We start from the raw sequence: 26,959 nt of genomic DNA, 5'->3' as shown, positions 1-26,959 counted from the left end.
TAATGTGTTCTTATGATATAACCGGCACTTCAGCACAAACAGCACTAAGAAAGCTTGGATGCCCCCATAGAGTCTGATAGATTTAGCGGTTGTGGACCGCATAGTCATAACCGAACATAACCAAGAAGCGGCCGGAGAGAATACGCCATGTCACAAGCCGAAACCGAGGCCACAGAATCCACCCCGCTGGGCGCGGACGACGACATCGAGAAGCTGCTGGCCGAGCGCCAACGCCTGGAAGCCGCTTTCGAGGAGAAGTTCAAGCGCGCCATCTCGGTGATGTTCACCGACCTGAAAGGCTCCACGGCCATTACGGAAAAAGTCGGCGATTTGGCGGCCCGGGATTTGATGAAGCGCCATAACGACATTTTCTTCCCCATCGTGGAGAAGAACGGCGGCGTTGTGGTGAAAACCATGGGCGACGGCACCATGTCGTACTTCAACACCGCCCAGGAAGCGGCCCGCACCGCCGTGGCATTCCAGAAAGCCTTGGCCGAATACAACCTGGGCAAGCCGCAAATTCCCATCGAAGTCACCATCGGCATCCACACCGGCATCGGCATCGTGGAAAAAAACGACATTTACGGCGACGTGGTAAACGTGGCGGCCCGCTTCGAATCCCAGGCGCCGGCGGGAGGCATCGCGGTGTCGGAGGACACCTACAACGCGCTGGAGGACCGCACGGAAATCTATTGCCGCTTCGTCCGCATGGCGAGACTGAAAGGCAAATCCGACGAATTCAAGGTTTTCAAGATTTTTTGGGATCCCAAGGAAATCGAAGAAGACCGCCAAAACCCGACAGCCACCCTACCGTCGTCCGGCGCGCCGGCCGCCCAGCAAAAAAAGAGCAACATGCGGCTGTTCATCGCTTTGGGCGTCATGCTCGCCGCCGTTTTCGCCATCATGGCGGCCACCCAATGGATGGCTTCGGGCGACATGAAGTCCGAAAAACGCTCCGTGCACAATAAGGCTTAAAGCCCGCAATCAGATATCGAAGACAATAACCAATAAAAATAAACAATAGGTAAGCGCTAATCCTTCTCACTAGTATAAGGACGTAACCCACCATCCCTCCCAGGGAACCAAAAGCAGTGACAGCCTTAAGCCAAAGCCTTCGGGGAATGCCCGCGGTATCTTCCATCCTCCTCGCGCTTTCGCTGGGCGTTCTCACCATCGGTTTCGTCTACCTCGGCCAGGTTCGGCTGTCCCTGGACGAGCAACTCTTGCTAGGCTGGGGCTTGATCGGCGTCATGATGCTGCTCAACGCCATCAAGAGCATGAAAACCCCGCTGGGGCGCATCATCTTCCTCAGCCTCACGCTGTTCGTCTATTTGCGCTACATGAGCTGGCGCACCACCGATACGCTGTTTTTCCTCGGCCCCCTGGATTTCGCCGGAATGGCGTTGGTGTATGTGGCGGAACTGCAGGTGGGCGGCGTGTCCCTGCTCAACATGTTCGTCAACCTGTGGCCCCTCAACCGCCCCATCGCGCCGCTGCCGCCGGACGAATCGCTGTATCCCAGCATCGATATATTCATACCGACCTATAACGAACCGGAAGACATCGTCCGCGTCACGGCCACCGCCGCCACACAGATCGACTATCCCAAGGACAAGCTGAAAATCTACATCCTTGACGACGGCGGCACCGAACAACGCCGTTCCCACTTGGTGCACGGGGCCGCCGCCTGGCAACGATTCCGCAACCTGAACGCCCTGGCCGACAGCCTCGGCATCGGCTACCTGACGCGGGCGCGCAACGAGCACGCCAAGGCCGGCAACATCAACTCGGCGATGCGCCATACGAACAGCGAGCTGATCCTGATCCTCGATTGCGACCACGTCCCCACCGTGGACATCCTGCGCAACACCGTCGGGCTGTTCCTCAAAGACCCCAACCTGTTCCTGGTGCAAACCCCGCACTTCTTCGTCAACCCCGACCCCATCGAACGCAACCTCGGCAGCTTCGGCCGGGCGCCCAGCGAAAACGAAATGTTCTACCGGGGCGCCCACCCGGCCATGGACCTCTGGAACGCCAGCTTTTTCTGCGGCTCCGCCGCCCTCCTGAAGCGCAGCGCTTTGGAGGAAGTGGGCGGCGTGTGCGGCGAAACCATTACCGAAGACGCCGAGACCGCCCTGACGCTGCACAGCAAAGGCTACAACAGCGCCTTCATCGACCGGCCCATGGTCTGCGGCTTGTCGCCGGACACATTCGGCGACTTCATCGTGCAACGCAGCCGCTGGTGCCAAGGCATGCTGCAAATCTGTTTCCTGAAGAATCCGGTCAAAAACCGCGGGCTCAGCCTGCCGCAAAAGATTTGCTACACCAGCGTTTATTTCTTTTGGTTTTTCGGCTTTTCCCGCTTCATATTCTTCGTCGCGCCCACCATGTTCATCTTGTTCGGACTCCAGGTCTACAACGCCTCGTCCGACCAAGTGCTGGCCTACGCAGCGCCCAACCTCGTCGCCAGTTTTATCGCCAGCGACTACCTGTTCGGCCGTTTTCGCTGGCCCCTCTACTCGGAACTCTACGAAAGCGTCCAGGCCATTTTCCTGGTGCCGGCCATCGCCGGGGTGGTCAACGCGCCAAGACGCCCCACTTTCCTCGTCACCCCCAAGGGGCAGACCATGGACGAAGACTTCCTCAGCCCCATGGCCGGGCCGTTCTACGTCATGTTCGGCATCATGCTGGCCGCCTTGCCGGTATTCGTCTTCAAGTGGTTCGAATATCCCGCGTTTCGCGACGCCTTGACGGTCTGCCTATTCTGGCTGCTGCTCAACCTCTCCATCGCCCTGGCCTCCCTGGGGGCCTTTTGGGAAAAGCGCCAAATTCGCCGCCATTACCGGGCCTGGGCCAGGGGAACGATCAAACTTATCGACGAAACCCGCGGCATAGAGCTCTCCGCCGAATTGACCGATCTGTCCCTGTCGGGACTGGGCGCCAAGCTGCCCTGGAGCGACCGCCTCGCCAAAGGCGAGTGCATCACCGTCGAAGTCACCAACAGCCTGGGCAAGCGCTTCGTCCTCCCGACAAAGATCCTGCGCTATTTCAAGCAAGGCAACACCGCCTTGCTGGGGGTCTCGTTCCTGGAAGAAGAGGAGCGCTTCGCCGAGTTGGTGCAACTGGTTTACGGCGACAGCCAGCGCTGGGAGGATTTCTGGCAAATGCACGAAAAGCCGCCCTCCTCCCTCAAAATCGCCCTGCACTTCGTGCGCATGGGCATGACCGGCGCCAAGTTCGGTTTCCGCGGCTTTATCGACGCCCTCATCCGCTGGATGAAGCAGTTGCTGCAGTTCTTCTACTGGCTCCTCTCCAACGTCACTCTCGCCCTGGCCGCAATCGGCGCATTCTGGAGAAAAAACCAGGGACGCCGGCACTATCGCGCCTGGGCTCAGGGCAAGGTCAACCTGGTCGTGGACGAAATTCGCGGCATCACCCTGACCGCGGAGCTGACCGACCTTTCTCCTTCCGGCCTCGGCGTCAAAGTGCCGTGGACGCCCCACATCGGCAGAGGGGACACCATCGCCATCGAATTAACGGATCGATACGGCAAAAAGTCGGTGCTGCCCATCGAGATCCTGCGCTATTCCAGACAAGGCGATTTCGCCATAGTGGGCGCACGATTCGTGGAAAAAGAACTGCGACTCACCGAAATCGCCCGTTTGGTTTACGGCAGCAACTAACCGTCGATAGCGTATTAACGGCTTCCGCTCCCCATTAACAAAACCCCATTGAAACCTGTCCGGAAACGGATATGCGCGAAGCCGGAGAAACTTGTACCATGATGCACAAACCGGCGGAAAGCTTATCGCAAAAGCCATCGGCCCACCGACCCGCATTATCGATACGGCACGCCGGCGCGGGCCGCCCGCGCCAGAGAATCCATGGCGCCTACTTGCGGTTTCTCCATGCCATCGCGCCCGCCCTGTCGTTGATCGCCACCGGAACCCACTGTTTGTTAAAGAAAAATTAACTGAATTTAAACAACCCGAACGGACGCTATCTCATAAATAAAACTGAATGGAGGTTCGCGCAAGGAGGCGTATACTCCGAGAGAGACGTGATATAGATCACAAACCAACAAAAAACAAAAACAATGACCATCCGTATCCTGCTCGCATTGCTGGGGCTGCTCATCGGCCAAGCCGTCCACGCCGAAACCCTAAGCCTACCGCTTCACAAATTCACGGCGGCGAAGAACGTCGACTTCCGTTGTTACAGCACAACGCACGAATTGCAGCTGCCCATCCCCAAGCGCTGGAAAGTACGCAAGGCCACGCTGCGATTCAGCTACGTCAATTCTTCCGCCCTGATAAAAGCCAATTCGCAACTGTCGGTGCACGTGAACGGCTCGGCCATAACCCAGCTACCGCTGGACCCCCTGGCACCGGAAAGCGCGGTCAAAGTCGACCTGCCGCTGGAGCTCCTGCAAGCCGGCTACAACCGCCTGGGCTTCAGCATCGCCCAGCACTACACCCTGGGTTGCGAATTCCCCTGCGCCCCCGAATTGTGGACGCAAGTGAAACTGGGCGAGGCCATGCTCGACCTGGAATACGACTGGCAGCCCCTGCCGCTGGCCGTGTCCACCATCGCCGATCTGCTGTTCGACCCGGCCATCATTCCCAAAGGCCAAGTCCACATGATCACCGAGGGCGTCTCGGGCGCCGCCATGACGCCCGCCGGCATCGTCGCCTCCGGCGTAGGCTTGCGTTTTGAATACCGGCCGGTGGATTTTTCCGTATCCGACCAATTGCGCGCCGGCCGAGACAACATCCTCATCGGCGAAAAGCCTTTCGTGGAAGCCTTCCTGCGCCAACAGGGAATTACGCTGGACGTATCCGGCCCCGTATTGAAGATTTACCACATGCCGATATCGGCCGGCGCCCAGGGCCAGAACGCGGGCGGCCCCGACAAGACCCACGCGCTGGTCGTCGTCAGCGGCTTGAACAGCGAGCAATTGAAGCTGGCGGCGGAGTCCTTCGACGTACTGTCCACCCCCCTGCCCAACTCCGACGAGATGCAGGTCAGCGAATTCTCCATGCCTGAAATCCAGCAGTACACAGGCAAGGACACCCTGGTGCCCGGGGAAAAATACCCGTTCCATAAGCTGGGCTTCGACGACGTGACCATCGTCGGACTGAGTCCCCAGGAAAAAGGCTTCAGCTTCCGCCTGCCGTCGGACTTCGCCATTTCGCCCAACCAGCACGTGGACCTGGACCTCGACTTCGCCTATGCCGCCGGCATGGCGACCAATTCGACCTTGAATTTGTACCTCAACGGGGTCTTCATCAGCTCCCTGCTGCTGGACAATGTCCACGGCGCGCTCATCACGGGCTACAAAGTCAGCGTCCCCACCTACCTGTTCCGCGCCGGCACCAACAACTTGTCGTTCAAGACGGTGCTGACGCCGGTACACAACGACTTCTGCAGTTTCATACAGTCGGAAGGCTTGCTCGTCACGCTGTATAAATCCTCCTCGCTGCTGTTCCCGCAAATGCCGCACCGCATCGAGCTGCCCAGGATGGACCTGTTCTTCGTCAACGCCTTCCCCTTCACCCGCTGGCCGGACGGCTTCGAGACCACCTTCCTGCTCACCCAGCCGGAGTATGGCGTGGCGTCGACCATGATGAATCTGATCTCGCTCATGAGCCAGAAGAACGGCTACCCGCTGTTCGGCATCAAGGTCAGCACCGAGCCGGACGAACAAATCAGCGACGAACTGATCGTCATCGGACGCACCGACACCCTGCCCCCCGCGGTGCAGGAACACGCGCCCATTACCCTGGGTGAAAAGCTGAAAATACCCTACCCCGTGTTCAAAAGCGCCGACGAAGCCTCCGCACTCGCCTTCAGCACGCAGAAAAGCGGCATCGGCCAAGACAAGGGCCTCATCATGCAAATGCAGTCCCCCTACAAGGAAGGGCGGACGGCCATGGTGCTCACGTCGCCGTCCTACGCCGGCCTGGCGAGGCTTGGCGAAACCCTGTGGGACGGCGGCCTGCAAAGCGCCACGCGCGGCGACCTGCTGCTGGTCGACTTCGACTACGACGAACGCCGGCAACAGCGCTACGGCGACGGCTGGGAAGTCAAAGCCCACTCGATGGACACCGGCAACCACTTCACCACCGGCAAGAGCGGTGCCATTTCCACCGTCGACTTCTACCTGACTTCCTATCCCTGGCTTTATATCATCGCCTTGACGACGGTCACCCTGCTCTTGTCGCTGGTCATTTACCTGATGCTCAAGCGGCATCGCGCAAAACGGCTCGGCACCACGGAATAAGGAAACTAGCATGGCAAAGTCAAAAATCCTGCTCGGCCTCGGCTTGTGTCTCGCCATGCATAGCGCAACCGCCGACGACTCCGCCCCGGCCAAGGCGTGGGAACACTATAAGCAGCACTTCATCAGCCAGGACGGGCGGGTGATCGACATATACCAAAGCCGCGTCAGCCACTCGGAAGGCCAAGGCTACGGCATGTTGCTGGCCGAACGTTTCAACGACCGCCGTCTGTTCGACACGCTGTGGAACTGGACGCGCAATAATCTCCAGGCACGCAGGGACGGCCTGCTGGCCTGGAACTGGGGACAGCGCCCCAACGGCCAGTGGAACGTCATCGACTACAACACCGCCAGCGACGGCGACCTCCTGGTGGCCTTCGCCCTGGCCCGCGCCGGCCAACGCTGGCAAGCCCCCGCCTACACCGACGAAGCGCGGCGGCTCGCCAAGGCGCTCCGGGAAAACGTCGCGGCGGAGCAACAAGGGATCAGCTATTTGCTGACCGGCTACTACGGCTACGCCGACGAAAAAGGCGGCCTGGTGCTCAATCCCGCCTACCAGATACCCAGCGCCTACCGCGCCATGGGCGAGCTGGACGACAAAGCCTTCTGGGAAAAAGTCGAACAAGGCGGCGCGACGTTATGGCAAGCGGCCTGCGACAACCCGTCCGGCCTGCCGGCCGACTGGCTGGCGGTGCGCAAGGGCAAGGCCGGCACCGACGAAGGCCACCCGGCGCACTTCGGCTACGAAGCCATACGGGTATACCTGTATGCCGATTGGCTGGAGCCCTATCAATCCCCGTGCGGCGGCGAACAATTGCTGGAACGCTACCGCAAGGACAAGCGCTTGGCCCCCTGGTACGGCCTGGACGGCAAAACCGCCTCCAAGGACGAAGCGTCCGCCGGCTATTACGCTATCGCCAGCCGCTTAGCCGAACGCCTCGGCCGCGGGGAAGAGGCGAAAAAGCTGCGGGAAACCGCCGACAAGCAAATAGCCTGGGATCCGGACGGCTATTATGCCTATAGCCTTTACCTGCTCGCCGTAGCGCCGCGCTGATCCATGCTCGCAGGCCGCAGCACATCGCCAGCGTTGATCGGTGCCTGCCTGGCGCTTGCGACGGCGCAGGCCGCCGAACCGCCGCAAGCCTCGCAAATACCGCAAGTGCCGATAGTGCCCGTCGCGGTGCAAGCCGCGCTGCTGCCCACGCTGGAGGAAGCCCGCCGCGCCTTGCCCGGCTTGGCGCAGGTCACTTCGTTACCCCTGCTACTGGTGCGCAAAGGCAAAGAGACCGCCATCCAAACGGAAGCCATCGACGATTCGCGCGACATCGACCAACTGCTGGGCCAGCTGAAGGCGCGCGGCTACAACCGCGCCCTCGTCACGGCCGCGGCCGAGAAATCGGAAATATTGTTCCAGATCGGCCGAAACCCGGGCAGCGACGCGGCCCCCGCCGTATCCCATACCCCGGTCGAAACCGCCGCCCCCATTCGCGCCTCGGAAGCCGAGATGTTCCCGCCGCCGAAGGAATTGTCCCTGACCAGCGCGGACAGCGTGGAAAAAGCCTGGAAAGCGCTCAGACACCGCGACTTGGAACGCGCCGCCGCCCTATTTCAAGCCTTCGCCCAACAAAAGGGACCCCACGCGCGCGAAGCGCTCTGGGGCTTGGCCGTGGTCCATTACCGGCGGGGCGAGTACAGCGAAGCGTCCAATTTGCTGGAACAGCTGATCGACAAAGGCTACCGGCTCAGCGAGGTTCGCCCGCTATACGCCGACACCCTGTATCGCCAGGAAGTCCGCGCCAATCAGGAAAAAGAAAGCGACTGTCGCCGAGTGCTCGACGCCTGGCGGCTACCCGCATCGGCGTGCGGCCGTGCATGGTTGCAAAACGCGGTGGCCCGAGTGAGGCAGTAGAGCCCTGAGTTGCCGGATTTCCGGCCCATGATGCAAGCGCGCAACGGACCAATAAACAGCCTTTAGTTTTCGCAAAAATAGCGATGTCCCTAATGAAAAGCCGATCTTCTCTGCATATTGGCAACGGTTTTGCAAAAAATTCGCCCGGCGCCGGTTTTCCGTCCGTCCCGGCGGAAGGCGCCAAGGCCGGGTTCCCATGGTTCACGCCCATCCAGGCGCTATGGACCGGCAATCCCGACCTACACCCCCAGCCGATCGACCGACTCGGCGCCCTGTTGCCGCGCACCGCCGCGTCGCTGCGCCGCCCGATCAAAACCGCCCTGTTGCTGCCCTGCCTGTGGATGCTGGGCGGCCTGGCGCCCGCCTGGGGCGTACCGGCGCCGCAGCCCTCCGCGCCCCCCGCCAAAGCCGTAAAAGAGGAGCCCGCCGCCGGTACGGCCCAAGCCGCCCCCCAGGTGGAGGTGCGGAAGACCGAGTACGACTTCAAAAACCTGGGCTTCGCCGAGTCCATCCAATTGCAGGGCATGAACGCCAGCAGCAGCCTTTCCATCGGCATGCGCCGCGACGAAATGGTCACGCGCGCCCGCCTGCTGCTGCGCTACACCAGCTCCCCCGCGCTGCTGCCCGACGTATCCCACATAAAAGTCACCCTGAACGGCGAATTGGCCGCGACCATCCCCTTGAGCAAAAGCGAGGACGGTCAGGAGCAACACCGGGAAATCGTTCTGGACCCCTTGTATTTCAGCGACTTCAACCAGTTGAGCTTCCAACTGATCGGCCACTATTCCAAAGAGTGCGAAGACCCTCGCCACTCCAGCATCTGGGCCACGATCAGCAATCAAAGCCGACTGGAACTGTCGATGCGACCGTTGGGCGTATACAACGACCTGGCGCAATTGCCGGCGCCGTTTTTCGACCCGCGCGACAACCGGCCCATGACCGTGCCGTTCGTCTTCGCCGCCCGCCCCAGCACCGCCGTCCTGCGCACCGCCGGCGTGGTGGCCTCCTGGTTCGGCACCATGGCGGACTACCGCACCTTGCGCTTCCCGGTCACCCGCAACGCCCTGCCCGAACGCCACGCCCTGGTTTTCGCCACCAACAACGATCAAATTCCCGGCCTGGACCTGCCGCAGGTGGAAGCCCCGACGCTGACCATGGCGTCCCACCCCAATAACCCGTCGATCAAGTTGTTGCTGGTGCTCGGACGCGACGAAACCGACTTGAAAACCGCCGCCGACGCCCTGGTGCTCAGCCACGCCCTGTTCAGCGGCGAAAGCACCACCGTGCGTCAGGTGGAATACCCGCCGCGCCGCCGTCCCTACGATGCGCCCAATTGGCTGCCCACCGACCGGCCGGTGAAGTTCGGCGAATTGGTTGACGACGCGGCGAAACTGCAAGTGGAGGGCTACGCGCCGGCGCCCATCCAAATCAACCTGCGCATGCCCCCCGACCTTTGGGACGGACAAAGCCAAGGGGCGCGCCTCGACCTGAAATACCGCTATACTCCCCCCGCCCAGTTGGACGGTTCCACCCTGGACGTGAGCCTCAACAACCGTTTCGTCCACGCCTTCCGCCTCAAGCCGGACGGCGCCGAAATCGAAAACGGCCGTTTTGCGATCCCCTTGTGGGAACAGAGCGGCGGCACGCGGAAACAGGCGTCGCTCTCGCCAAAATTCCAAATGGGCGGCAAAAACCGGTTGCAATTCCGTTTCATCTTCGACGACAAGCAGAGCGGCGGCGACCATTGTTCCGGGCGGCCGCTGTCCAACGTGCACGGCGCGCTGGATGCGGACTCCACCATCGACCTGACCAACATGCCCCATTACACGGCCATGCCCAACCTGGGACTGTTCGTCAACAACGGCTTCCCGTTCACCAAGTACGCCGACTTGGCGGAAACCACCATCGCGCTGCCGGAACGGCCCACTTCCGTGGATATGGAAACCTTCCTGGCCCTGATGGGCCACATGGGCAAGTTCACCGGCATACCGGCCCTGGCGTTCAACCTGTTGACCACCGACAAAATCGCCGACGCCGGCGACAGCGACATCCTGGTGATCAACGCCTCGTCCAGCCAGGACTTGCTGACGCGCTGGGAAGACCACTTCCCCGCCGTGGTCGGGCCCAACCGGCGCAACATCCCCGTCGGCGCCATGTCGTCCATGCGCGCCCTGCTGGACCCGGACGCGGATCGCCAAGCGGAAAACGGCAGCGCCATCCTGGATGGCGAAGGCCCCATGGCGGCGCTGGTGTCCTTCCAGTCGCCCCTGGAATCGGGCCGCACCGTGGTCGCGCTGATGGGCACGGAATCGGACATGGCCGAAACCATCATCCAAGCCATGGAAGACGAAGGGCAAGCCAGCCGCATCAATAAGAACGTCGTCTTCATCCGCCAAGGCCTGGTAGAAGACTTCCGCGTCGGCGACGTCTACTACCTGGGCAATCTGCCGGGCAAAAACTGGCTGCGCTACCACGGCGCCCAACACCCGTTGCTCCTAGCCCTGGCCGGCATCGCCGGCAGCCTGCTGCTGGCCTTCCTGGCGTACTGGGCGCAACGACGGGTTTCCCGCTCAAAATCGCCGGAATAAGCCATGGCGAGATTGCGATGGCGACATTTAAGCGGATGGCTGCTGCTGAGCCTGAGCTTGGCCGGCCATGCCGCCCCGCCGGCGGAAGACCCCGCCGTTGCCGAGCTTCTGGCCAGCGCGCGCTTGTGGAACACCAAGCTGCGCGCCGACCTTGCGCGCAACGCCCTGGAAAAAGCCCTGCGCATCCAGCCGGACAATCCCCAGGTGCTGCTGGCCCTGGGCATGCTGGAATTGAACGGCAACGCCTTCAAGCAAGCCCAGGAATGGCTGCAGAAACTGCAAACCGCCCATCCCAATGACGCTGCCACCCGCCAGCTGGCCGACGCCTACCGTATCGCCACCACCGACCGCTTCCGCATGGGCGCGGTGCGGACCCTGCTATCGCGCCCCAATCAGCAGGACCGCGAAAAAGCCGTGGCCGAATTACGCAAGCTGTTCCCCAACGGCGCGCCGGAAGGCGAACTGGGCATCACTTACTACAGCATCATCGACAGCACGGCCAAAGGCCAGGCCGAAGCCCAGGCCGGCTTGGAACGCCTGGTCAAGCAAATGCCCGGCGACCCGCGTCCGCTGATGGCCCTGGCCGAGCATTACTTCGGCAGTCCGGCCACCCTGCCGCGAGGCATCCGCATGGCCGTCGACCTGGTCAAGCGCGAGGACGTCAGCCGCAAAGACGCGTTGGCGCTCTGGCGCAGCGGCCTGAGTTATCTGGCCACGGACCCGGACAGCATCCCGTTTTATAAAGAATTCCTGGCGCAGGACCCCAACGACGAAGAGGTGCTGAAGCTGCTGGCCCAAGCCAGCGATCCGCAAATCATGGCGCGGAAATCGGCTTGGCAGCGATACGACGCCGGCGACAAAACCGGCGCGGCGAACACCCTGGAAAACCTGGCCCGGGAACATCCGGAAAAGCCGGAGAACATCGGCAACCTGGGCATGCTGCGGCTGCGGCAAGGCCGTTACCAGGAGGCGGTCGAGCTGTTCCAGCAGGCGGCCCGCATGGATGCGGCCGGCGCCAAGGGCTGGCGCGACATGATCACCGACGCCCATGTGGCCCAATGGATCAAACAAGCCGACGATGCGATGCTGGCGGAGCGCGTCGACGAAGCGCAGGAGAAAGTCCGCGAAGCCTTGCGCTTGCGCCCCAACGATCCCGACGCCATGGCCACCCAGGCGGAGATTCACGCCGGACGCAACAACGCCGCCGCCGCCGCCGAACCTCTGTTCCGCGCCGTGCTCAAGGCCGATCCGGCCAATTACCGGGCGGTCAAAGGCTTGGCCACGCTGATGAGCAAAGCCGGCCAATCGCGGGAAGCGCGGCGCTTCGTCGAAGACGTCATCAAAGCCAACCCCAGCCAAGCGGACAGCCTGGCCGACGTGGCCGCCGGCGTCATCCGCGACGAATCGGACCGGTTGCTGGCGGAAAACCGCCCGGAAGCCGCCCTGTCGCTGCTGGAGGAAAGCCGTCGGCTTTATCCCAAGGCCAGCTGGCTGCGTTACGACCTGGCGCGTCTCTACGCCCGCCGCGGCGACGTGGAAGGCGGCCGGCGCCTGATGGCACAGGGCGGCGGCGATCCCACCGACGCCTATGCCCAAGCCCTGTTCCTGTCCGGCCTGGACGACGAAGCGGCCGCCTTGGAGGCGCTGTCGCGCATCCCGGAGGACAAGGAAGACGCGTCCACCCGCACCCTGGCGCGCCAGTTGACCATACGCCTGCGCGGCAAGCAGGCCCAGGCGCTGTTCGCCAAGGATAAGAAAGCCGCGCGGCAGATGCTGGAAGACGCGGAAGCCCTGGCGGAAAACAATGCCGATCTGCGCTGGGAAGCGGCGGCGGCCTGGCTGCGCATCGGCGAGGCGCAAAGAGGCCTGGAATTGGGCCGGCAATTGCTGGGCAAGGGACCGATTACGGCGGAGCAGCGCCTGGCCTACGCCAACCTGCTGGACACCGCCAAGCGCGACAGCGAGCTGACCGCTTGGCTGGAAAAAATCGACGACAGCGCCAAACTCAGCGCGGCGCAGAAATTATCCTTGCAGGGGCTGCACCGCTCCGTGCTGATGCGCCGGGTCGATACCTTGCGGCGGCAGCAGCGCAACGACGAAGCCCGCCAACTGCTGGAAGCGGCCATGAAGCAGCAAGCGCAAGACGCGCGTCTGCTTACCGCCGAGGGCGAGCTGCTGGCGGAGAGCGGCGACACCCAGGCCGCCAGCCGCCTGTTCAGCCAAGCCATCGAAATCCAGCCCGATTACCACGACGCGCGCATCGCCCAAACCAAGATCTGGTGGGAAAGCGGCGAGAAAGCCCTGGCCCTGCGGGAGCTGGAAAACCTGCGGCAAACCGTTCCCGCCGAAGACAAAGACACGCGTTTGTCCCTGGCGCGCCGCTATACCTCCCAGGAACAGTACGACGAGGCGCGGGGACTGCTGAAAGACCTCGGACAGCGCTTTCCCGGCGACGAGAACACGCTGCTGCAAATGGGCTACACCGAACGGGCCGCGGAGAATTACGACTCGGCCATGTCCCTGTTCGCCCAGGCCAAAGCGGTGGAAACGCCTGTCCCCGCCGCGGAAGCGGGCGGCGAGGAAGCGCCCCGCTCGTCCGCCAGCGAGGCCATGGACGACATACAGCTGCGCCGCTACGGCTACTTCAGCACGGGCTGGGACCAACGCACCCGTACCGGCGATCCGGGCATTTCCCAGATATCCAACACCGAAGTCCCCATGTATATACGCTTCGCCGACGGCTACCGCGGCCATTGGTTCGCCCACGTGGACCAATCGACGGTGGACGCCGGCCGCCTGCCCCTATACAACTACGACACCGCCGCCCTCTTCGGCAAGCTGCAAGCCTACGGCGCCAACAACCTGCAAGGCAAAGCCCACGAACTGGCCACGGGCACGGCCTTCGGCGCCGGCTACGAAAGCGACAACTGGCGCGTCGACCTGGGCTCTTCGCCGCAGGGCTTCCCCATCAGCTACTGGGTGGGCGGCATCAAGAACACCGGATCGATCGGCGATTTGTTCTGGTCGGCCGACTTTTCCCGCCGGCCGGTTTCCACCAGCCTCACGTCCTACGCCGGAGCCCGCGACCCGGTTACCGGCGCCGTTTGGGGCGGCGTGAAAAAAACCGGACCGGAAGTTTACGTCGGCTACGACTGGGGTCCGGTGACCCTATTCGCCCAGGGCGTCTACCACTATCTAAACGGCACCAACGTCAAAGCCAACCAAGAAGTGATGGTGCGCACCGGCGCCGAGCTGGCGCTGCTCACCCTGCCCAATATGCGGCTGTCCGCGGGCGTGGCGTTGATGCACTGGCGCTTCGAGGAAAACCAGCGCTATTACACCTACGGCCACGGCGGCTATTACAGCCCGCAGGATTACAAATCGGTGTCCTTGCCGGTGCAGGGCTCGGGCCGCGTGGGCAAATTCTCCTACCAGGTGCGCGGTGCGATCACCTGGGCCGCCTCCTATGAGGAAAACGCGGACTTCTACCCCACCAGCGACACCTTGCAGGCGCTGGCGGCCACGCAGGTATTGCCGAAGGGCTACACGAACCCGATTTACAAAGGCAGCTACGGCGCTTCCTTCGGCTATTCCGCATCCGCCGCCGTGGAATACCAAGCCACGCCGCAACTGTACCTAGGCGGGCATTGGCAAATGCAGCATTCGCCCTATTACACGCCGAACTATCTCGGCTTCTATTTCCGCTATGCTTGGGAACCGCGCGAGGAGCCCGTACTGTTCCCGCCCAAGCGCTTGAAACCCTATTACGATTTCTAAGCCGGTACGCCATGAGCCACCCCTATAAAATCCGCAAAGGCTTATTCCGCGTTTACGATGCGCTGGGATTCACCCTGGCGGGCCTGCGTTACGCGGTGGTCAGCGAGGAGGCCTTCCGTCTCGAAGTGCTGCTGGTGGCGCCGCTGTTGCCGCTGGCGCTATGGTTAACCGACGACGGCCTGCGGCGGGCCATGCTGATCGGCTCGTTATTGCTTATCCTGATCGTGGAGCTGCTCAATTCCGCCGTCGAGGCCACCGTGGACCGCGTGTCGCTGGAACGCCACCCCCTGGCGAAAGTCGCCAAGGACATGGGCAGCGCCGCGGTGGCGCTGGCCATGCTCAACGCCGCCGTCACCTGGGCTTTGCTGTTGCTGCCATGAATCACCCGTACGCATCACCCGGTTCGTCCCTGCGCCAGCGCTGGGCCGCGAGCCTGGGCGTGGAAAAACCGGATAGCCCGGCGCACTGGCTGCTGCGGCTGTTCTTCGTGCCGGCGGCCAGCGGGCCGGCCGCGTACGGCTGGGTAAACCGCTTGGCGCGACATTTGGGCGTATCCAATCCGCGGGACGAGCTGGAATGGCTGCTGCGGTTGCTGATCCTGCCTCCGCAGCAAGCGCAGCCCAAGCAGGCAGCGCATCCGACGTGGCGGTTGCCGGCTTGGCTGCGCCTGTCCTTGACCCTGGCGGACCGCTGGGAAGAATGGCTGGCCGGCCTGCCGTGGAACAAATCCGCGTCGGTGCTGGAACAGGTTGCCGCCGGCGCCACGGACCACGGCGGACTGCCGCGCGGCTTGTTCGCCGTGCTCGCGGCGATAGCGATGGCGCTGGGCGCGACCATCCCCTTGAGCAACCGCGACCAACTGACCTACGCCCTGCTGTTGTGGCTGGCGGCCTGGCTGATACGCCGCATGCCTGGCCGCTTGGCGACGACCGCCCTGGTGTCCCTCTCGGCCCTGGCCAGCCTGCGCTACGGCTGGTGGCGCATGGACGCCACCCTGGAGATGGGATTCGACGAAGCGGCGCTGGCCGGTTATATCCTGCTGGCCGCCGAGAGCTGTTTTTACCTGACCGTGGGACGGGAGTTCGCCGGGCACCTCACGGGAAGCGCATACGCCGGCCAGCCGGAATCGTCCGGCGTCGCCGCCGATTTCTGCCGGGGCTTTCCGCGCCTCGCTTTCCTCTGCACGCCCTTGGCTTATTTGTTTTTCGAGCTGCCGATCATCGCCGCCCCCGCCGCCACTTTCGTGTTGTACGCCGTGCCGCACCTACTGCTCGCCCTGGTGGCAAGCGCGCGCCTCCGGGGCGAAACGCGCCATCCCATCGGCACGACGCTGTACGGCATGATCCAAAGCCTGGCCGCTTCCGGCGCGTCGGCGCACAATGACAGCGCCGACGCCGGCCCGCGGCCGTCCCGGCTCTACCTGGCGCTGCTGGGCTTGAATCTGGGCGGCTGGGCCGTGGGCTTGGTGCGCTGGTATTTCCAGGACGGCGACGACGGCGGCGCTTTGTCGTTGTACCTGGCCTGGGCCGGCGTCAATCTGGCCATACTCGGCAGCAGCGTCGGCCTGGCCGCCGCCGGCCGGCGAAAACTGAAAACCGGGGCAGGCCCCGTCACCGACGCATAAGAGCGATCATGGGCATCTGGAATTACTACTTCATCGCCAAACTGGCCCTGTTTCTGGGCAAGTACATCGGCTTCCACCTCTGGGAAAACCTGGCCTTCGCCGCGCTGCTGCTGCTGCCGGCAAAAAACGCCTGGGCGCGCTGGCTGCGCCGGCTGACCGCCCTGCCGGCCGGCGTGGCGCTGCTGTACTACGATTCCTGGCTGCCGCCCATATCGCGGGTCATGTCCCAGGCGGCCAACCTGGAAAGCTTCAGCGGCGCCTATCTGCTGGAACTGCTGGGCCGCTTCGTCAATCTGCAGGTGCTGGCCGCCATCGCCGGCCTATGCCTGGCGGCCGCCCTGCTGGGCCGCCGCTTGCGCCTCAGCAGCTTCGTGGTGGTGGCAATCGTGGCGATGCCCACCCTCGGCAAACTGAACGACGCCTCCAGCACGGCGGCGGCGATGACGGCCGCCGCGCCGGCCCAATGCGACAAGCCGGACGCCGGGGCGGCGGCACAATCGCCCATGGCCAGCCATTTCGACGGCGGCGATCTCAGCGCCGGACTGCAAAGCTTCTACAACGACGAAAGCAAACGCCGCGTCGCCTTCGCCAAGCCGGCAGCCACCCCCAGCTTCGACGTCATCGTGCTGCACATCTGCTCCCTGGCGTGGGACGATCTGGCCTACCTGAACGACGACCCGAAGCTGCTGAAACGTTTCGACGTATTGTTCAAGAACTTCAACTCCGCCGCCAGCTACAGCGGCCCGGCCGCCATCCGCCTGCTGCGCGGCGCCTGCGGGCAACAGGCCCACAAGGGCCTCTACCAGCCGCCCCAGTCCCAATGCGGCTTGTTCCAAGGCCTGGCCGCGGCCGGCTTGGAGCCGTCGCTGCTGCTGAACCACGACGGCCACTTCGGCGACTTCCTCAAGGACGTGCAACAGAGCGGCGGCCTCAACATCGCCCCCCTGGGGCCCCTCGGCGCCGCCGTGCACCAACGCAGTTTCGACGATACCCCCATCTACGACGACTACGACCTGTTGAACCGCTGGTGGCAGAAGCGCCAAAGCCAGCCGGCAGCGCCGCAAGCGTTGTACTACAACACCATCTCCCTGCACGACGGCAACCGCTTGGCCGGCGGCAAAGCCGTCACCAACAGCCTGGAAACGTTCCGCCCGCGGGTGGACAAGCTGCTCGGCGACCTGGACCGTTTCGTCACCGAACTGGAGAAAAGCGGCCGCCAGGCCGTGGTGGTGTTCGTGCCGGAACACGGCGCCGCCATTCGCGGCGACGCCATCCAAATCTCCGGCATGCGCGAAATTCCCAGCCCGCAGATCACCCTGGTGCCGGTGGGCGTGAAATTCGTCGGCATGAAGCAGCCGCCCGCTTCGCCGCTGCAAATCACCCAGCCTTCCAGCTACCTGGCCCTGAGCGAGCTGCTGTCGCGTTCCGTGAACCAGGACCCTTACGCCCTGCCGTCGGTGGATCTAGCCGGTTACGTCAAGGACTTGCCGATCACCGAGTTCGTCGCGGAAAACGAGGAAACAGCTATCGTGCGCACCCGCGCCGGCTACTCCATGCGGACGCCGGACGGTGCCTGGATGGACTTCGTCCAGGGCAAGTGACCGCCGCGCGCGCCTGACGGCCAAAGCGTGCCCAACCGCCGGAACGCAGGTTCCGGCGACGAAAGCGCGCTTACCGGCGATAATGGTGTCCCCAGCCGCCATGCCGAACCGTCGCCCACGATGTCCTTTCTTCGCCGCCCGTCTTCCCCCTCTTTCTCCGCCCGGCCCGGCACAGCCGGACTAAGCGCGACCAGGCTGGGCTGATGCTGTCGGCCATCGTCCGTTTCGCCGTGCGCTTTCGCGGCGTGGTCGTCGCCCTATCGGCGCTGCTGCTGGCCTACGGCGCCCTGCGCCTGAACGGCGCCGGCCTGGACATCTTCCCCGAGTTCGCCCCAAAACAGGTGATCGTGCAGACCGAGGCGCCGGGCCTCTCCGCCGAGCAGGTGGAAATCCTCGTTACCCAGCAGATCGAAATGACCCTGTCGGGCTTGGTGGGACTGCAACTGATCCGTTCCGAATCGATCCAGGGCCTGTCCATCGTCACCGTAATTTTCGACGACGGCAGCGACGTCTACCTGGACCGGCAAATGGTCACCGAACGCCTGTCGCGCCTGCTGGCCGGCGCCCTGCCCGACGGCACAGGGCCGCCGGTGCTGGTGCCCTTGGCCTCGTCCTCCGCCACGGTGCTGACCCTGGGCCTGACCTCGTCCAGCCGCAGCCTGATGGAGCTGCGCACCCTGGCGGACTGGACCCTGGTGCCGCGCCTGCTGGCCGTGCCCGGCGTGGCCGACGTCAACGTGTTCGGCGGCGACGTGCGGCAACTGCAAGTGCAGGTTCAGCCGGACAAGCTGCGCCGCTACGGGCTGGACTTGGAAACGGTGATCCTGGCCGCGAAACAGGCCACCGGCGTGCAAGGCGCGGGATTCGTCGAAAACGCCAATCAACGGTTCACCCTGCAAGTGTCGGGACAACCGGCCGACCCCACAGCCCTGGCCCAGGTGGTGGTGGCGCGCGAGAACGGCGTCAACGTCACCCTGGGCGATGTGGCGACGGTGGCCGAAGGCGCCGTGCCGCCCATCAGCGCCGCCGCCATCAAAGGCAAAACCGGCATCGTCATGATGGTGATCGGCCAATACGGCGCCAACACGCTCACCGTGTCCCGCGCCGTGGAAGCGGCGCTGGCGGACATGGAAACGCTGTTCGCCAAGCAAGACATCGACTTCCACCCCCATCTGTTCCGCCCGGCCGACTACATCGAAACCGCCATCCGCAACCTGGGCGGCCACCTCCTGGCCGGCGGCCTGTTCGTGGTGGCGGTGCTGTACGGCTTTCTGTTCAACTTCCGCACCGCCTTCATTTCGGCCCTGGCGATCCCGCTGTCCCTCCTGGCCGCCGTAATCGTCCTGCTGGAGCTGGGCATCAACCTCAACATCATGGTGCTGGGCGGACTCGCCATCGCCTTGGGGGAAGTGGTGGACGACGCCATCATCGACACCGAGAACATTTTCCGCCGGCTGCGGGAGAACCGCCGCGCCGCCGCAACCCCCTCCGCTGTCCGGCCCTCTCTCCCCCCGGGAGAGGGTTGGGGTGAGGGGGAGCCCGAACCAGGCCATGGCCATTTCCCCCCCCTCACTCTACCCCAGCCCTCGCTTCGCTCTCCCAAAGAGAGAGGGGAACCTGTCCGCTCCACCGCCGAGGTGGTGTTCTCCGCCTCCATGGAAGTGCGCGGCTCGGTGGTCTACGCCAGCTTCATCGTCGCCCTGGTGTTCGCGCCGCTGCTGATGCTCACCGGCGTGGCCGGCCGGCTGTTCGCGCCGCTGGGCTTTTCCTACATCCTGGCGATCCTCATGTCCCTGGGGGTCGCCCTCACCGTCACGCCGGCCCTGTGCTACCTGCTGCTGGAACGCTTCGAAACCGCCCACGGCGAACCACCTCTGATCCGCTGGCTGCAGCCGCGCTATCGCCGCCTGCTGGAAACCGTCGCCGGCCGGCCGCGCGCCGCCGTCACCGCCAGCCTGGCGGTATGCGGCCTGGGACTGGCGGCCTTGCCCTTCCTCGGCGGCGAGTTCCTGCCGCAGCTGCGCGAAGGCCATTACATCGTCCACACCAGCGGCCTGTCCGGCACGTCCCTGGAAGAATCCCTGCGCTCCGGCGGCCGGCTGGTGGAAGAATTTCTGAAAATCCCCGGCGTGCAGTCCGCCTCCCAATGGGCCGGCCGCGCCGAGCGGGGCGCCGACACCTACGGCAGCCATTACAGCGAATACGAAGTGCGGCTGGAGCCGGCCTCGGGCGAAGCGCAGCAGACCATCCTCGACGCCCTGCGCGCCACTCTCAAGCGTTTTCCCGGCCTGCTGTTCGAGGCCAACACCTTCCTCACCGAACGGGTGGACGAAACCATTTCCGGCTACACCGCGCCGGTGGTGGTGAATGTCTACGGCAGCGACCTGGACGAACTGGACGCCAAGGCCCAGCAAGTGGCCGACCTGATGCGCGCCATCCCCGGCGCCACCGACGTGCAGCTGCGCTCGCCTCCCGGCACCGCCACGGTGGATATCCGCCTGCGCTTGGATAGCCTCGCGTCCTACGGCCTCAAGCCAGCGCAAGTGCTGGACGCGGTCCAGGCCGCCTACGAAGGGAAAATCGTCGGCAAGCGCTACGAAGGCAACCGCATCTTCGACGTGGCGGTGATCCTGCCGCGCGACTGGCGGCAAGACCCGGACGACCTGGAACAGCTGCCCTTGCGCTCGGCGGAAGGGGAAATCGTCGCCTTGAGCCAAGTGGCCGACATCCGCGCGGGGGAAGGCCGCTACAACGTGCTGCACCGCGGGTCGCGCCGGGTCCAAAGCATCACCGGCAACGTGGCGGGGCGCGACTTGGTGTCGTTCGTGACCGAATTGAAAAGCAAGCTGCTGGCCGACATCGCTTTTCCCGCGGACATGTACCCCGAAGTGACGGGCGCCGCCATCGAACAGGCCAAAGCCCGCAACGAGCTGATCCTGCACGCCCTGCTGGCCCTGGCCGGCGTGCTGATCCTGGTCTACATCGCCATCGGCGACCTGCGCCACACCCTGCTGACCTTGGCCAACCTGCCGTTCTCCCTGGTGGGCGGCGTGATCGCCGCCTTGTTGACCGGCGGCATCATTTCCGTGGGCTCCATGGTGGGCTTCGTCACGCTGTTCGGCATCACCGTGCGCAACGCCATCATGCTTATCTCCCATTACCGCCAATTGGTGGAAGCGGAGGGCAAGCCCTGGAACCTCGACACCGCCATCCAGGGCGCCCAGGAACGCTTGCCGTCAATCCTGATGACGGCCCTGGTGACGGCCCTGGCCATGCTGCCCATCGCCGTCAACAGCGACAATCCGGGCCGGGAGATCATGGGCCCCATGGCCGCCATCATCGTCGGCGGATTATTTTCCTCCACGACACTGAATTTGCTACTTTTACCGGCAATGTTGCTGCGCTTCGGACGGTTTGACGCCGCGAAAACGCCGTAGCCCCGCCCCGCTGCCGCAGCGCGGACGCCGCGAAACCCGATTTACGGCCATCCCGGCGATTTGACCCCGCCATGACGTCTGTATGAAAATAAACTAATACGAACACGGCAAGCTTATACTCATGAGAACTCCAAAAACGCTAACGGAAGGAAGTTTTTTAGCCCATACCGTGCATTTTTGCGGCGAAGACGATAACAACGACCCGGACACGGTCGCGCTCATCGACGAAATCCGATTAACCAATTTCCATCAAGGCGACGACGGCACGCAAATGCCGAAGTCCGTCAGTATCCGCATCATTAACGAAACCACCGATTTATTCATCGCAAACTTATACAAGGCCTTATCTGCCAGCTATAAAAACTGCGAAATCACATTCAACGCGGATACTCGCAGAATACTTATATCGCCCCTCGCCGGCACAATTACCCACACCGTCATGGTTCGGCTTTTCGGCGTTCTTTACAAAATGCAAGCCATCATATTCAACGACGTCGTCATCGCCTCCGATAAACTCGGCGTGACGCCGCCTCCTAGATCGCTGGACACGGTCAAGCGCGACCTTGCGAAGATCTGGACGAATCCCAAAGCGCTGGCCATGGAAAACTACACTTTCCAGGCGCCTTACTTCAAATTCAATCCCAATGTGCGCCTGGCGCGAGGCCCGCTGCTGGTTAATACGGTGGAACTCAATCTCGAAAGAGGCACCCGCCAGTGTCCTTACGTCACCCTGCACGTGTCTCATAGGGCGACGGAGATTTTCATCTCCACGCTGCAAACCACGCTGGAAAAGAAAGTGGGCGGCAGGCTGACCTATAACCCGAGCATACGCTGCCTCACCGTCATGCCGCCGGGCGATAACGTATCCAAACAGCAATTGGGAAAGATTTTGGAAGCGTTGTACGAATCCAAAGCCATCGCCTATAACGACCAAATTGACGCCTGCGAAGGCTTGAAACTTAACGCGCCGCCGGAAGATCCGCTCAAAAGCAAGGAAAAACGCGATTTGACGGAGTTGTACAAGCCGCCTCACGGCGGCCGCTAAACCTCGCAAGCCTGGCGCCGGCTCCCCGGCTCAGCCCGGCTTTTCCCGCCGATTGCGGAAAAAAACCCGGCGTCCCAATTAGAACCGGATCATCACGTCCAGGCCTACGCTAGACTGGCTTCCCTTGGTGCCGTCGCTATAGGGACGAGCGCCTGAGGCAACATCCTGGCGGATTTCCGGACGCACCATCAACCATTCCGTGGGCTCGTAACGCAAACCCAGCGTGGCCTCGTAAAAATCGCCCTTAAATCCCGTCCTGGACCCGGCCGGGTCGTGCAAACGGTCGGCGCGGACAATCACCGCCCAATCGTCGCCGATATCGTAACTTAGCCAGCCGCCCTGCCCCGACCAATGGGAAGCCGACGAACCCGCCCCGGCGGCGTCGCGCGTTCCCGAGGAAACGCCCTGCAGCAATTCCAGGGAAATCGACAGCGAATCGCTTAACTCATGGGTCAACACTTCCGACACCAGCCAAGTATTGGCCAAACGATCGGGAGGCGCGCCAAAAACGCCCGCCCCGTCGAAGATGAATTGCCGCGAAGTACTCGGCCCCGCCGTGAAAGTAACGGATACCTCGGTTTTCTCGTCCTCGGAATCGAACGAAAAACCGCCGGCGTAGTTACTATGCCAACCGCCCTGCAACCAATGATCCGGCGAGTTGATGAAGCCGTTATAAATCTCCCATTGCTTATTGGGCCGCCAGGTCGTCATAACGCCGGTATAAGTCGCCGGCCGGGCGAAGTTATAGAGATAGCTGGTCGAGTAAAGCGGGCGATAAGGCGCCATGCCTTCCTCGTATCCCTGTAGGGCGTAGAACGTTCCCGCCTTTACGTCGAAAGCGCCCTCGCCCAACGGCGCGCGCATTTCGCCGTAGAACTGCACCGGCAGCCAGCTCGGCTTGCCCCAACTAACGGAATTGTCCAATAAACCTTCCGGCCGGAAAACATCCGCGTCGACGCCGAACAGATTATCGAAGCGGAATCCCCAACTCCAGTCCGTCCCATCCGTTAAAGGTTTCTCGACGATCAAATAAGCCTGATTGAGCGCCACGGTTTGGGCGGGATTGCCGTCGTTAACGCCGAAATTGGGCCGATTCTTGGCATTGTGAGCGACCCAGTCGCCGCCCGCCTCGATCCAGCCTTCGACGCGCATGCCGTCGGGAACGTCCAGCCATTTCTGCAGCAAGCCCGGCCCGCGCTCCTCGCCCTCGCCTTCGGCGCGCTCGATTTCCGCGAAACGCCGCGCCGGTATCACCGGCACGGACTCGGCGGGCGGCTGCGCCGACGGCTGAAGCGGCATGGCGCCACCCTCGCCCGGCGCCGGCGCTTTGGTGCCGGGCGCATCGTCGGGGCCTTCGCTTTCGTCGTCGTCCTCTTCGTCGTCGTCCTCGTCGTCATCCTGCCCCTGCGGCGCCGCCGGCTTGGCGGACGATTGGGCGCTTGGCGCGGCGGCCGCGACAGCCGTCTCGGCGGCGCACGCCGCCAACACGGCCGCTAGAAACAGCAGCGCCGCCAAGGATTTCGACAGGCAAGCGCGAAGAACCGACGCTTTTGGCGACATCGACCTAGATATCGCTGACGATTTTGTAGCCCAATCCATGGATCGTGAGCAGCACCGCCGGATGGGACGGATCCGCCTCGATCTTTTTTCGTAACCGCGCCACGAAAGTGTCTACCGTGCGCGTGGAGACATCCGAGCGATAGCCCCAAACGTCCGACAGCAAGCGGTCGCGCGACACCACCTGCCCGCGGCGCTCAACCAGGTAACGCAACAAGTCGAGTTCCTTGGCGCTGATGTCCAAAGGAACGCCCTCGCGCAAGACCCGATGCGTGCCGAAATCGACTTCGGCCGCGCCGACCCGCTGCGTCGTTACGTCGCCCGGCCGGCCCAGCGCCCGATGTTTCAGGTGCACCCTCACCCGCGCCAACAGCTCCAGGATACTGAAGGGCTTAACCACATAATCGTCGGCGCCCATTTCGAAACCCAGCACGCGATCCATTTCCTCGCCTCGCGCGGTCAGCATGATGATGGGCAGGCTCTCGCTCTTGCGTCGAAACTCGCGGCACAACGCAGCCCCGTCCACGTCCGGCAACATGCGGTCCAGGATGACCAAGTCCGGTATCTCGCTTTCGAACAACGCGCGAGCCGTTTTCCCGTCGCCGGCGGCATGGAACCGATACCCCTCGATATCGAGGTTATCGCACAGTCCGGCCAACATGGCCGGATCGTCTTCCACCACTAAAATCAAAGACGCCACTGATATCGACCTATTCAATTAGCCACGCGAAACCGACAGCGGAAATCGAGCGATCACGCTCAAGCCGCCGCCGGCACTCACCGGTTCAATGTCCAAGCGCCCACCGTGGGCGCAAACCACTTGTTCCACCAAGGCCAAGCCCAAGCCGGCGCCGCCGTTGGCTTTCGCCGTGTGTCCCCGCTCGAACGGACGACGCAGCCTTTCCACTTCGGAGGCCGGAATACCCGGCCCGGAATCGATGACGGCCAGGGAAACCCAGCGGGCGTCGCTGCTTAAACGCACGGTGATTTTTCCTCCGGAAGCCGCGTACTTGATGGCGTTGTCCAACAAATTGATCAGCACCTGCATAATCCCGTGACGGTCGTGATTCACCAGCGGCACTTCGTCGGCGATATCCACGATCAACTTAAGCCCGGCGTCTTCGACCCGAAAGCCGTAGGACGCCAAAATGCCCTCTACCGTTTCCGCAAGATCGACATCGTTGAGGTGATAAACGTAACCGCCGCGGTTGTGGCTGGTGAAATCGAGCACGCGGGTGATCATTTCCGTGAGCCGTTCGGACTCCCGAACGATCACCTGCAAATACTGGCGGGTCCGCTCCGGCTCTCGCACGCGATCCAAGTAGAGCGTTTCGGCGTACATCCGAATCAAGGCCAACGGCGTCTTCAATTCGTGGGTCACATTCGCCACGAACTGCTTCCTCAAGTCCACCACCGCTTGCTCCTGCCGCAGCTCCCTCCAGGTGAAATAAATCGCAAGCATCAACGTCAGCAGCACCGCGACGGCCACCCCAACGGTAGAGGCCCCATACCGGGGCGCCCAGCCGGTATCGTTGTTCTGCCTAGGCGTGAGGCCCAGCATCCATCCGCCCAACACATGCCGCAACGGCCATTCGACAAAGTCCGGCCCGTCGTCGTCGTCGGCATTCCAGGTATCGGGGTCGTCCAACTCGATATCGGCGTCGAGACTGTTGGCGACGTCGTCGATCAACGGCACCACGCTCTCGCTGAGCAGCGCCGACAAGTCGAAACGAATCAGCACCCAACGCGCCTGCGCCGCCGGCAACGATTCCCGCTGGAATGCGAACAACGCGAAGCCGTTGTCGACTTTCTCGATGAAGGTGCGCGGCATATCGCCGCCGCCGCTTAAGCGGTGGCTCAATAGCTCCAATTTCTCGGACGCCAACCGCATCACCAGCCCGTTTGGCTCGCCGCGCCCGGACGGCGGCACGCTGTTCGACGAAGCAAACGTCGGATTAAAAACGACCAGTTGGCTGACGCTGGGCACTTCCTTTTGCGCCGCTTCGAAAGTCGCCTCGAGCGTCCATTCGCCGCTCCGAATGCGGCCTTGGACGAACACAACCGACAACGCCTTGTCGATCCGCTCGTCCAGCACACGCTCCACCTGCGCGGCGAGCACCGCCAGCGATTTACTCTGCGTCTCCCGCGTCCTCTCCGCCAGCAATCGTTTTTCCTGGTTAAGCAGGCTGAGCGTATAAAGCGCCACGATCAATATGACGCAAAAAAGCGCCACGGTAAGAACAACGGGGGTACGGCTTCGCAATTTAATCAGCTTAAACCTATCAATGAACTGTTTAGTGCCCGATAACGAACAAGTCGATTATGGTGAGCGCCAAATCCACGGCCAATACGCCGATGATAATCGCTTCCAGCAGGTATTCTTTAGAAAAATAGCTGAACTCGGAAAGCCGGTCGTTGGCGGATTCGTATAAATCCTCGAGGACCTCCAACTGGCCGTCCAACGCCTCGCAGCGATCCGCCAATTCGCCGATCACAAACAGTTCCGAATACAAGCGCCTGGCTTGCCCGCTCAGGGATAATGGCGCTTTTTCCAAACGGGGCTCGATAGCGGCGAAACAAGCGCGGAACGACCATAACCGGCGAGTAATGTCGTTGACATCCGACCATCTGCGCAAATCCCGTCGACCGACTTGATGCGTCAAATGACTGTCGTGCGACACTTTCCCGAGCAGTGCGAATACTTCTTCCTCCAAGCGGCTTAAACGCGACTCGAAAAAAGTGAAGGTCACCAGGGAGTTAACCAAGTCGTCGCCTCGATCCGCGGCGCCCAGAACAAAAGCCCGCCGCGGCGTCCACAACACGCGATCGCTTTGCAGCATCAATTCCACCGGCACACCGTCGGACGCCACCCATTCCTGCAACTGATTGATGCGCTGATAGCCGTCGATCTGGCCGGACGGCATGAATGCCAAAACAAAACCGTCCTTGTCGTCCGCTGCCATAAGCGCGTCGATGGGAACCTCTTCGGCGACGGCGAAATATTCCTCCGGAGCATTGAATTTCCGTAAAACATTTTCCCCCGGCGCTATTCCAATCTTGAATTGAATACGCCAAGCCTTGACAATCGGGTCAACGACTATGCCGGGCACGATTTGCTCGCCGATAAAGCTCATAAATCAC

Annotated in this window: 16 protein-coding genes; 12 read left to right on the top strand and 4 right to left on the bottom strand. The window is 62.7% G+C overall.

From position 1 onward, the window contains the following. Positions 1-147 precede the first annotated feature (147 nt). The 12 genes from K5607_RS03790 (at position 148) to K5607_RS03735 (ending at position 22,261) form a co-directional block, all read left to right on the top strand. Positions 148-975 carry an adenylate/guanylate cyclase domain-containing protein gene (locus K5607_RS03790; RefSeq protein WP_221048247.1) on the top strand — a complete coding sequence of 276 codons (828 nt, stop codon included), beginning with the start codon at positions 148-150 and terminating at the stop codon, positions 973-975. Positions 976-1,121: 146 nt separating this feature from the next. Then, on the top strand, positions 1,122-3,683 hold the full coding sequence (bcsA, locus tag K5607_RS03785; RefSeq protein ID WP_221048246.1) for a UDP-forming cellulose synthase catalytic subunit: 2,562 nt from the start codon (positions 1,122-1,124) through the stop codon (positions 3,681-3,683). Positions 3,684-4,096: 413 nt separating this feature from the next. Further along, positions 4,097-6,283: a cellulose biosynthesis cyclic di-GMP-binding regulatory protein BcsB gene (locus K5607_RS03780; RefSeq protein WP_221048245.1), complete on the top strand. Its 2,187-nt coding sequence runs from the start codon at positions 4,097-4,099 to the stop codon at positions 6,281-6,283. Between the two features lie 10 nt (positions 6,284-6,293). Then, a complete protein-coding gene (locus K5607_RS03775) occupies positions 6,294-7,334 on the top strand; it encodes a family 8 glycosyl hydrolase (protein WP_221048243.1) in 1,041 nt (346 codons plus the stop codon). Between the two features lie 3 nt (positions 7,335-7,337). Beyond that, positions 7,338-8,189 carry a tetratricopeptide repeat protein gene (locus tag K5607_RS03770; RefSeq protein ID WP_156302963.1) on the top strand — a complete coding sequence of 284 codons (852 nt, stop codon included), beginning with the start codon at positions 7,338-7,340 and terminating at the stop codon, positions 8,187-8,189. 92 nt (positions 8,190-8,281) lie between these two features. Next, complete coding sequence (gene bcsB / locus K5607_RS03765; protein WP_221048242.1) at positions 8,282-10,777, top strand: cellulose biosynthesis cyclic di-GMP-binding regulatory protein BcsB; 2,496 nt, start codon at positions 8,282-8,284, stop codon at positions 10,775-10,777. A 3-nt stretch (positions 10,778-10,780) separates the two neighbouring features. Beyond that, complete coding sequence (locus K5607_RS03760) at positions 10,781-14,554, top strand: cellulose synthase subunit BcsC-related outer membrane protein (RefSeq protein ID WP_221048240.1); 3,774 nt, start codon at positions 10,781-10,783, stop codon at positions 14,552-14,554. Between the two features lie 11 nt (positions 14,555-14,565). Then, positions 14,566-14,934 (top strand): diacylglycerol kinase, encoded by a 369-nt coding sequence (locus K5607_RS03755; RefSeq protein ID WP_054773719.1) that lies wholly within the window; start codon positions 14,566-14,568, stop codon positions 14,932-14,934. Then, positions 14,931-16,178, top strand: coding sequence for a hypothetical protein (locus tag K5607_RS03750; protein ID WP_221048238.1), 1,248 nt, complete (start codon positions 14,931-14,933; stop codon positions 16,176-16,178). Before K5607_RS03755 ends, K5607_RS03750 begins: the two co-directional genes overlap by 4 nt. 8 nt (positions 16,179-16,186) lie before the next feature. Then, positions 16,187-17,779: a cellulose biosynthesis protein BcsG gene (gene bcsG / locus K5607_RS03745; RefSeq protein WP_221048236.1), complete on the top strand. Its 1,593-nt coding sequence runs from the start codon at positions 16,187-16,189 to the stop codon at positions 17,777-17,779. A gap of 203 nt (positions 17,780-17,982) precedes the next feature. Then, positions 17,983-21,216: an efflux RND transporter permease subunit gene (locus K5607_RS03740; RefSeq protein ID WP_221048235.1), complete on the top strand. Its 3,234-nt coding sequence runs from the start codon at positions 17,983-17,985 to the stop codon at positions 21,214-21,216. 121 nt (positions 21,217-21,337) lie between these two features. Beyond that, on the top strand, positions 21,338-22,261 hold the full coding sequence (locus tag K5607_RS03735) for a hypothetical protein (RefSeq protein ID WP_221048234.1): 924 nt from the start codon (positions 21,338-21,340) through the stop codon (positions 22,259-22,261). A gap of 78 nt (positions 22,262-22,339) precedes the next feature. Here the strand turns inward: K5607_RS03735 and K5607_RS03730 are convergent, their stop codons facing one another. The 4 genes from K5607_RS03730 to K5607_RS03715 form a co-directional block, all read right to left on the bottom strand. Next, complete coding sequence (locus K5607_RS03730) at positions 22,340-23,860, bottom strand: outer membrane beta-barrel protein (protein ID WP_221048233.1); 1,521 nt, start codon at positions 23,858-23,860, stop codon at positions 22,340-22,342. Further along, positions 23,826-24,518, bottom strand: coding sequence for a response regulator transcription factor (locus K5607_RS03725; RefSeq protein WP_221048232.1), 693 nt, complete (start codon positions 24,516-24,518; stop codon positions 23,826-23,828). Before K5607_RS03725 ends, K5607_RS03730 begins: the two co-directional genes overlap by 35 nt. A gap of 18 nt (positions 24,519-24,536) precedes the next feature. After that, complete coding sequence (locus tag K5607_RS03720; RefSeq protein ID WP_054773663.1) at positions 24,537-26,051, bottom strand: sensor histidine kinase; 1,515 nt, start codon at positions 26,049-26,051, stop codon at positions 24,537-24,539. Positions 26,052-26,112: 61 nt separating this feature from the next. Next, positions 26,113-26,952, bottom strand: coding sequence for a hypothetical protein (locus K5607_RS03715; RefSeq protein WP_221048231.1), 840 nt, complete (start codon positions 26,950-26,952; stop codon positions 26,113-26,115). Positions 26,953-26,959: the final 7 nt, after the last annotated feature.

The organism is Methylogaea oryzae (genome assembly GCF_019669985.1).
In the GTDB taxonomy this organism is placed as follows: Bacteria; Pseudomonadota; Gammaproteobacteria; order Methylococcales; family Methylococcaceae; genus Methylogaea; species Methylogaea oryzae.
The sequence above is the reverse complement of the archived record's forward strand: the minus strand, read 5'-3'. Positions and strand labels throughout refer to the sequence as shown.

What these genes read in the sequence shown, in the direction of transcription:
- bcsA (WP_221048246.1), top strand. Translation starts at nt 1,122, where the DNA reads ATGCCCGCGGTATCTTCCATCCTCCTCGCGCTTTCGCTGGGCGTTCTC.
- K5607_RS03715 (WP_221048231.1), bottom strand. Translation starts at nt 26,952, where the DNA reads ATGAGCTTTATCGGCGAGCAAATCGTGCCCGGCATAGTCGTTGACCCG.
- K5607_RS03790 (WP_221048247.1), top strand. Translation starts at nt 148, where the DNA reads ATGTCACAAGCCGAAACCGAGGCCACAGAATCCACCCCGCTGGGCGCG.
- K5607_RS03770 (WP_156302963.1), top strand. Translation starts at nt 7,338, where the DNA reads ATGCTCGCAGGCCGCAGCACATCGCCAGCGTTGATCGGTGCCTGCCTG.
- K5607_RS03730 (WP_221048233.1), bottom strand. Translation starts at nt 23,860, where the DNA reads ATGGATTGGGCTACAAAATCGTCAGCGATATCTAGGTCGATGTCGCCA.
- K5607_RS03780 (WP_221048245.1), top strand. Translation starts at nt 4,097, where the DNA reads ATGACCATCCGTATCCTGCTCGCATTGCTGGGGCTGCTCATCGGCCAA.
- K5607_RS03735 (WP_221048234.1), top strand. Translation starts at nt 21,338, where the DNA reads ATGAGAACTCCAAAAACGCTAACGGAAGGAAGTTTTTTAGCCCATACC.
- K5607_RS03755 (WP_054773719.1), top strand. Translation starts at nt 14,566, where the DNA reads ATGAGCCACCCCTATAAAATCCGCAAAGGCTTATTCCGCGTTTACGAT.
- bcsG (WP_221048236.1), top strand. Translation starts at nt 16,187, where the DNA reads ATGGGCATCTGGAATTACTACTTCATCGCCAAACTGGCCCTGTTTCTG.
- K5607_RS03750 (WP_221048238.1), top strand. Translation starts at nt 14,931, where the DNA reads ATGAATCACCCGTACGCATCACCCGGTTCGTCCCTGCGCCAGCGCTGG.
- K5607_RS03775 (WP_221048243.1), top strand. Translation starts at nt 6,294, where the DNA reads ATGGCAAAGTCAAAAATCCTGCTCGGCCTCGGCTTGTGTCTCGCCATG.
- bcsB (WP_221048242.1), top strand. Translation starts at nt 8,282, where the DNA reads ATGAAAAGCCGATCTTCTCTGCATATTGGCAACGGTTTTGCAAAAAAT.
- K5607_RS03760 (WP_221048240.1), top strand. Translation starts at nt 10,781, where the DNA reads ATGGCGAGATTGCGATGGCGACATTTAAGCGGATGGCTGCTGCTGAGC.
- K5607_RS03740 (WP_221048235.1), top strand. Translation starts at nt 17,983, where the DNA reads ATGCTGTCGGCCATCGTCCGTTTCGCCGTGCGCTTTCGCGGCGTGGTC.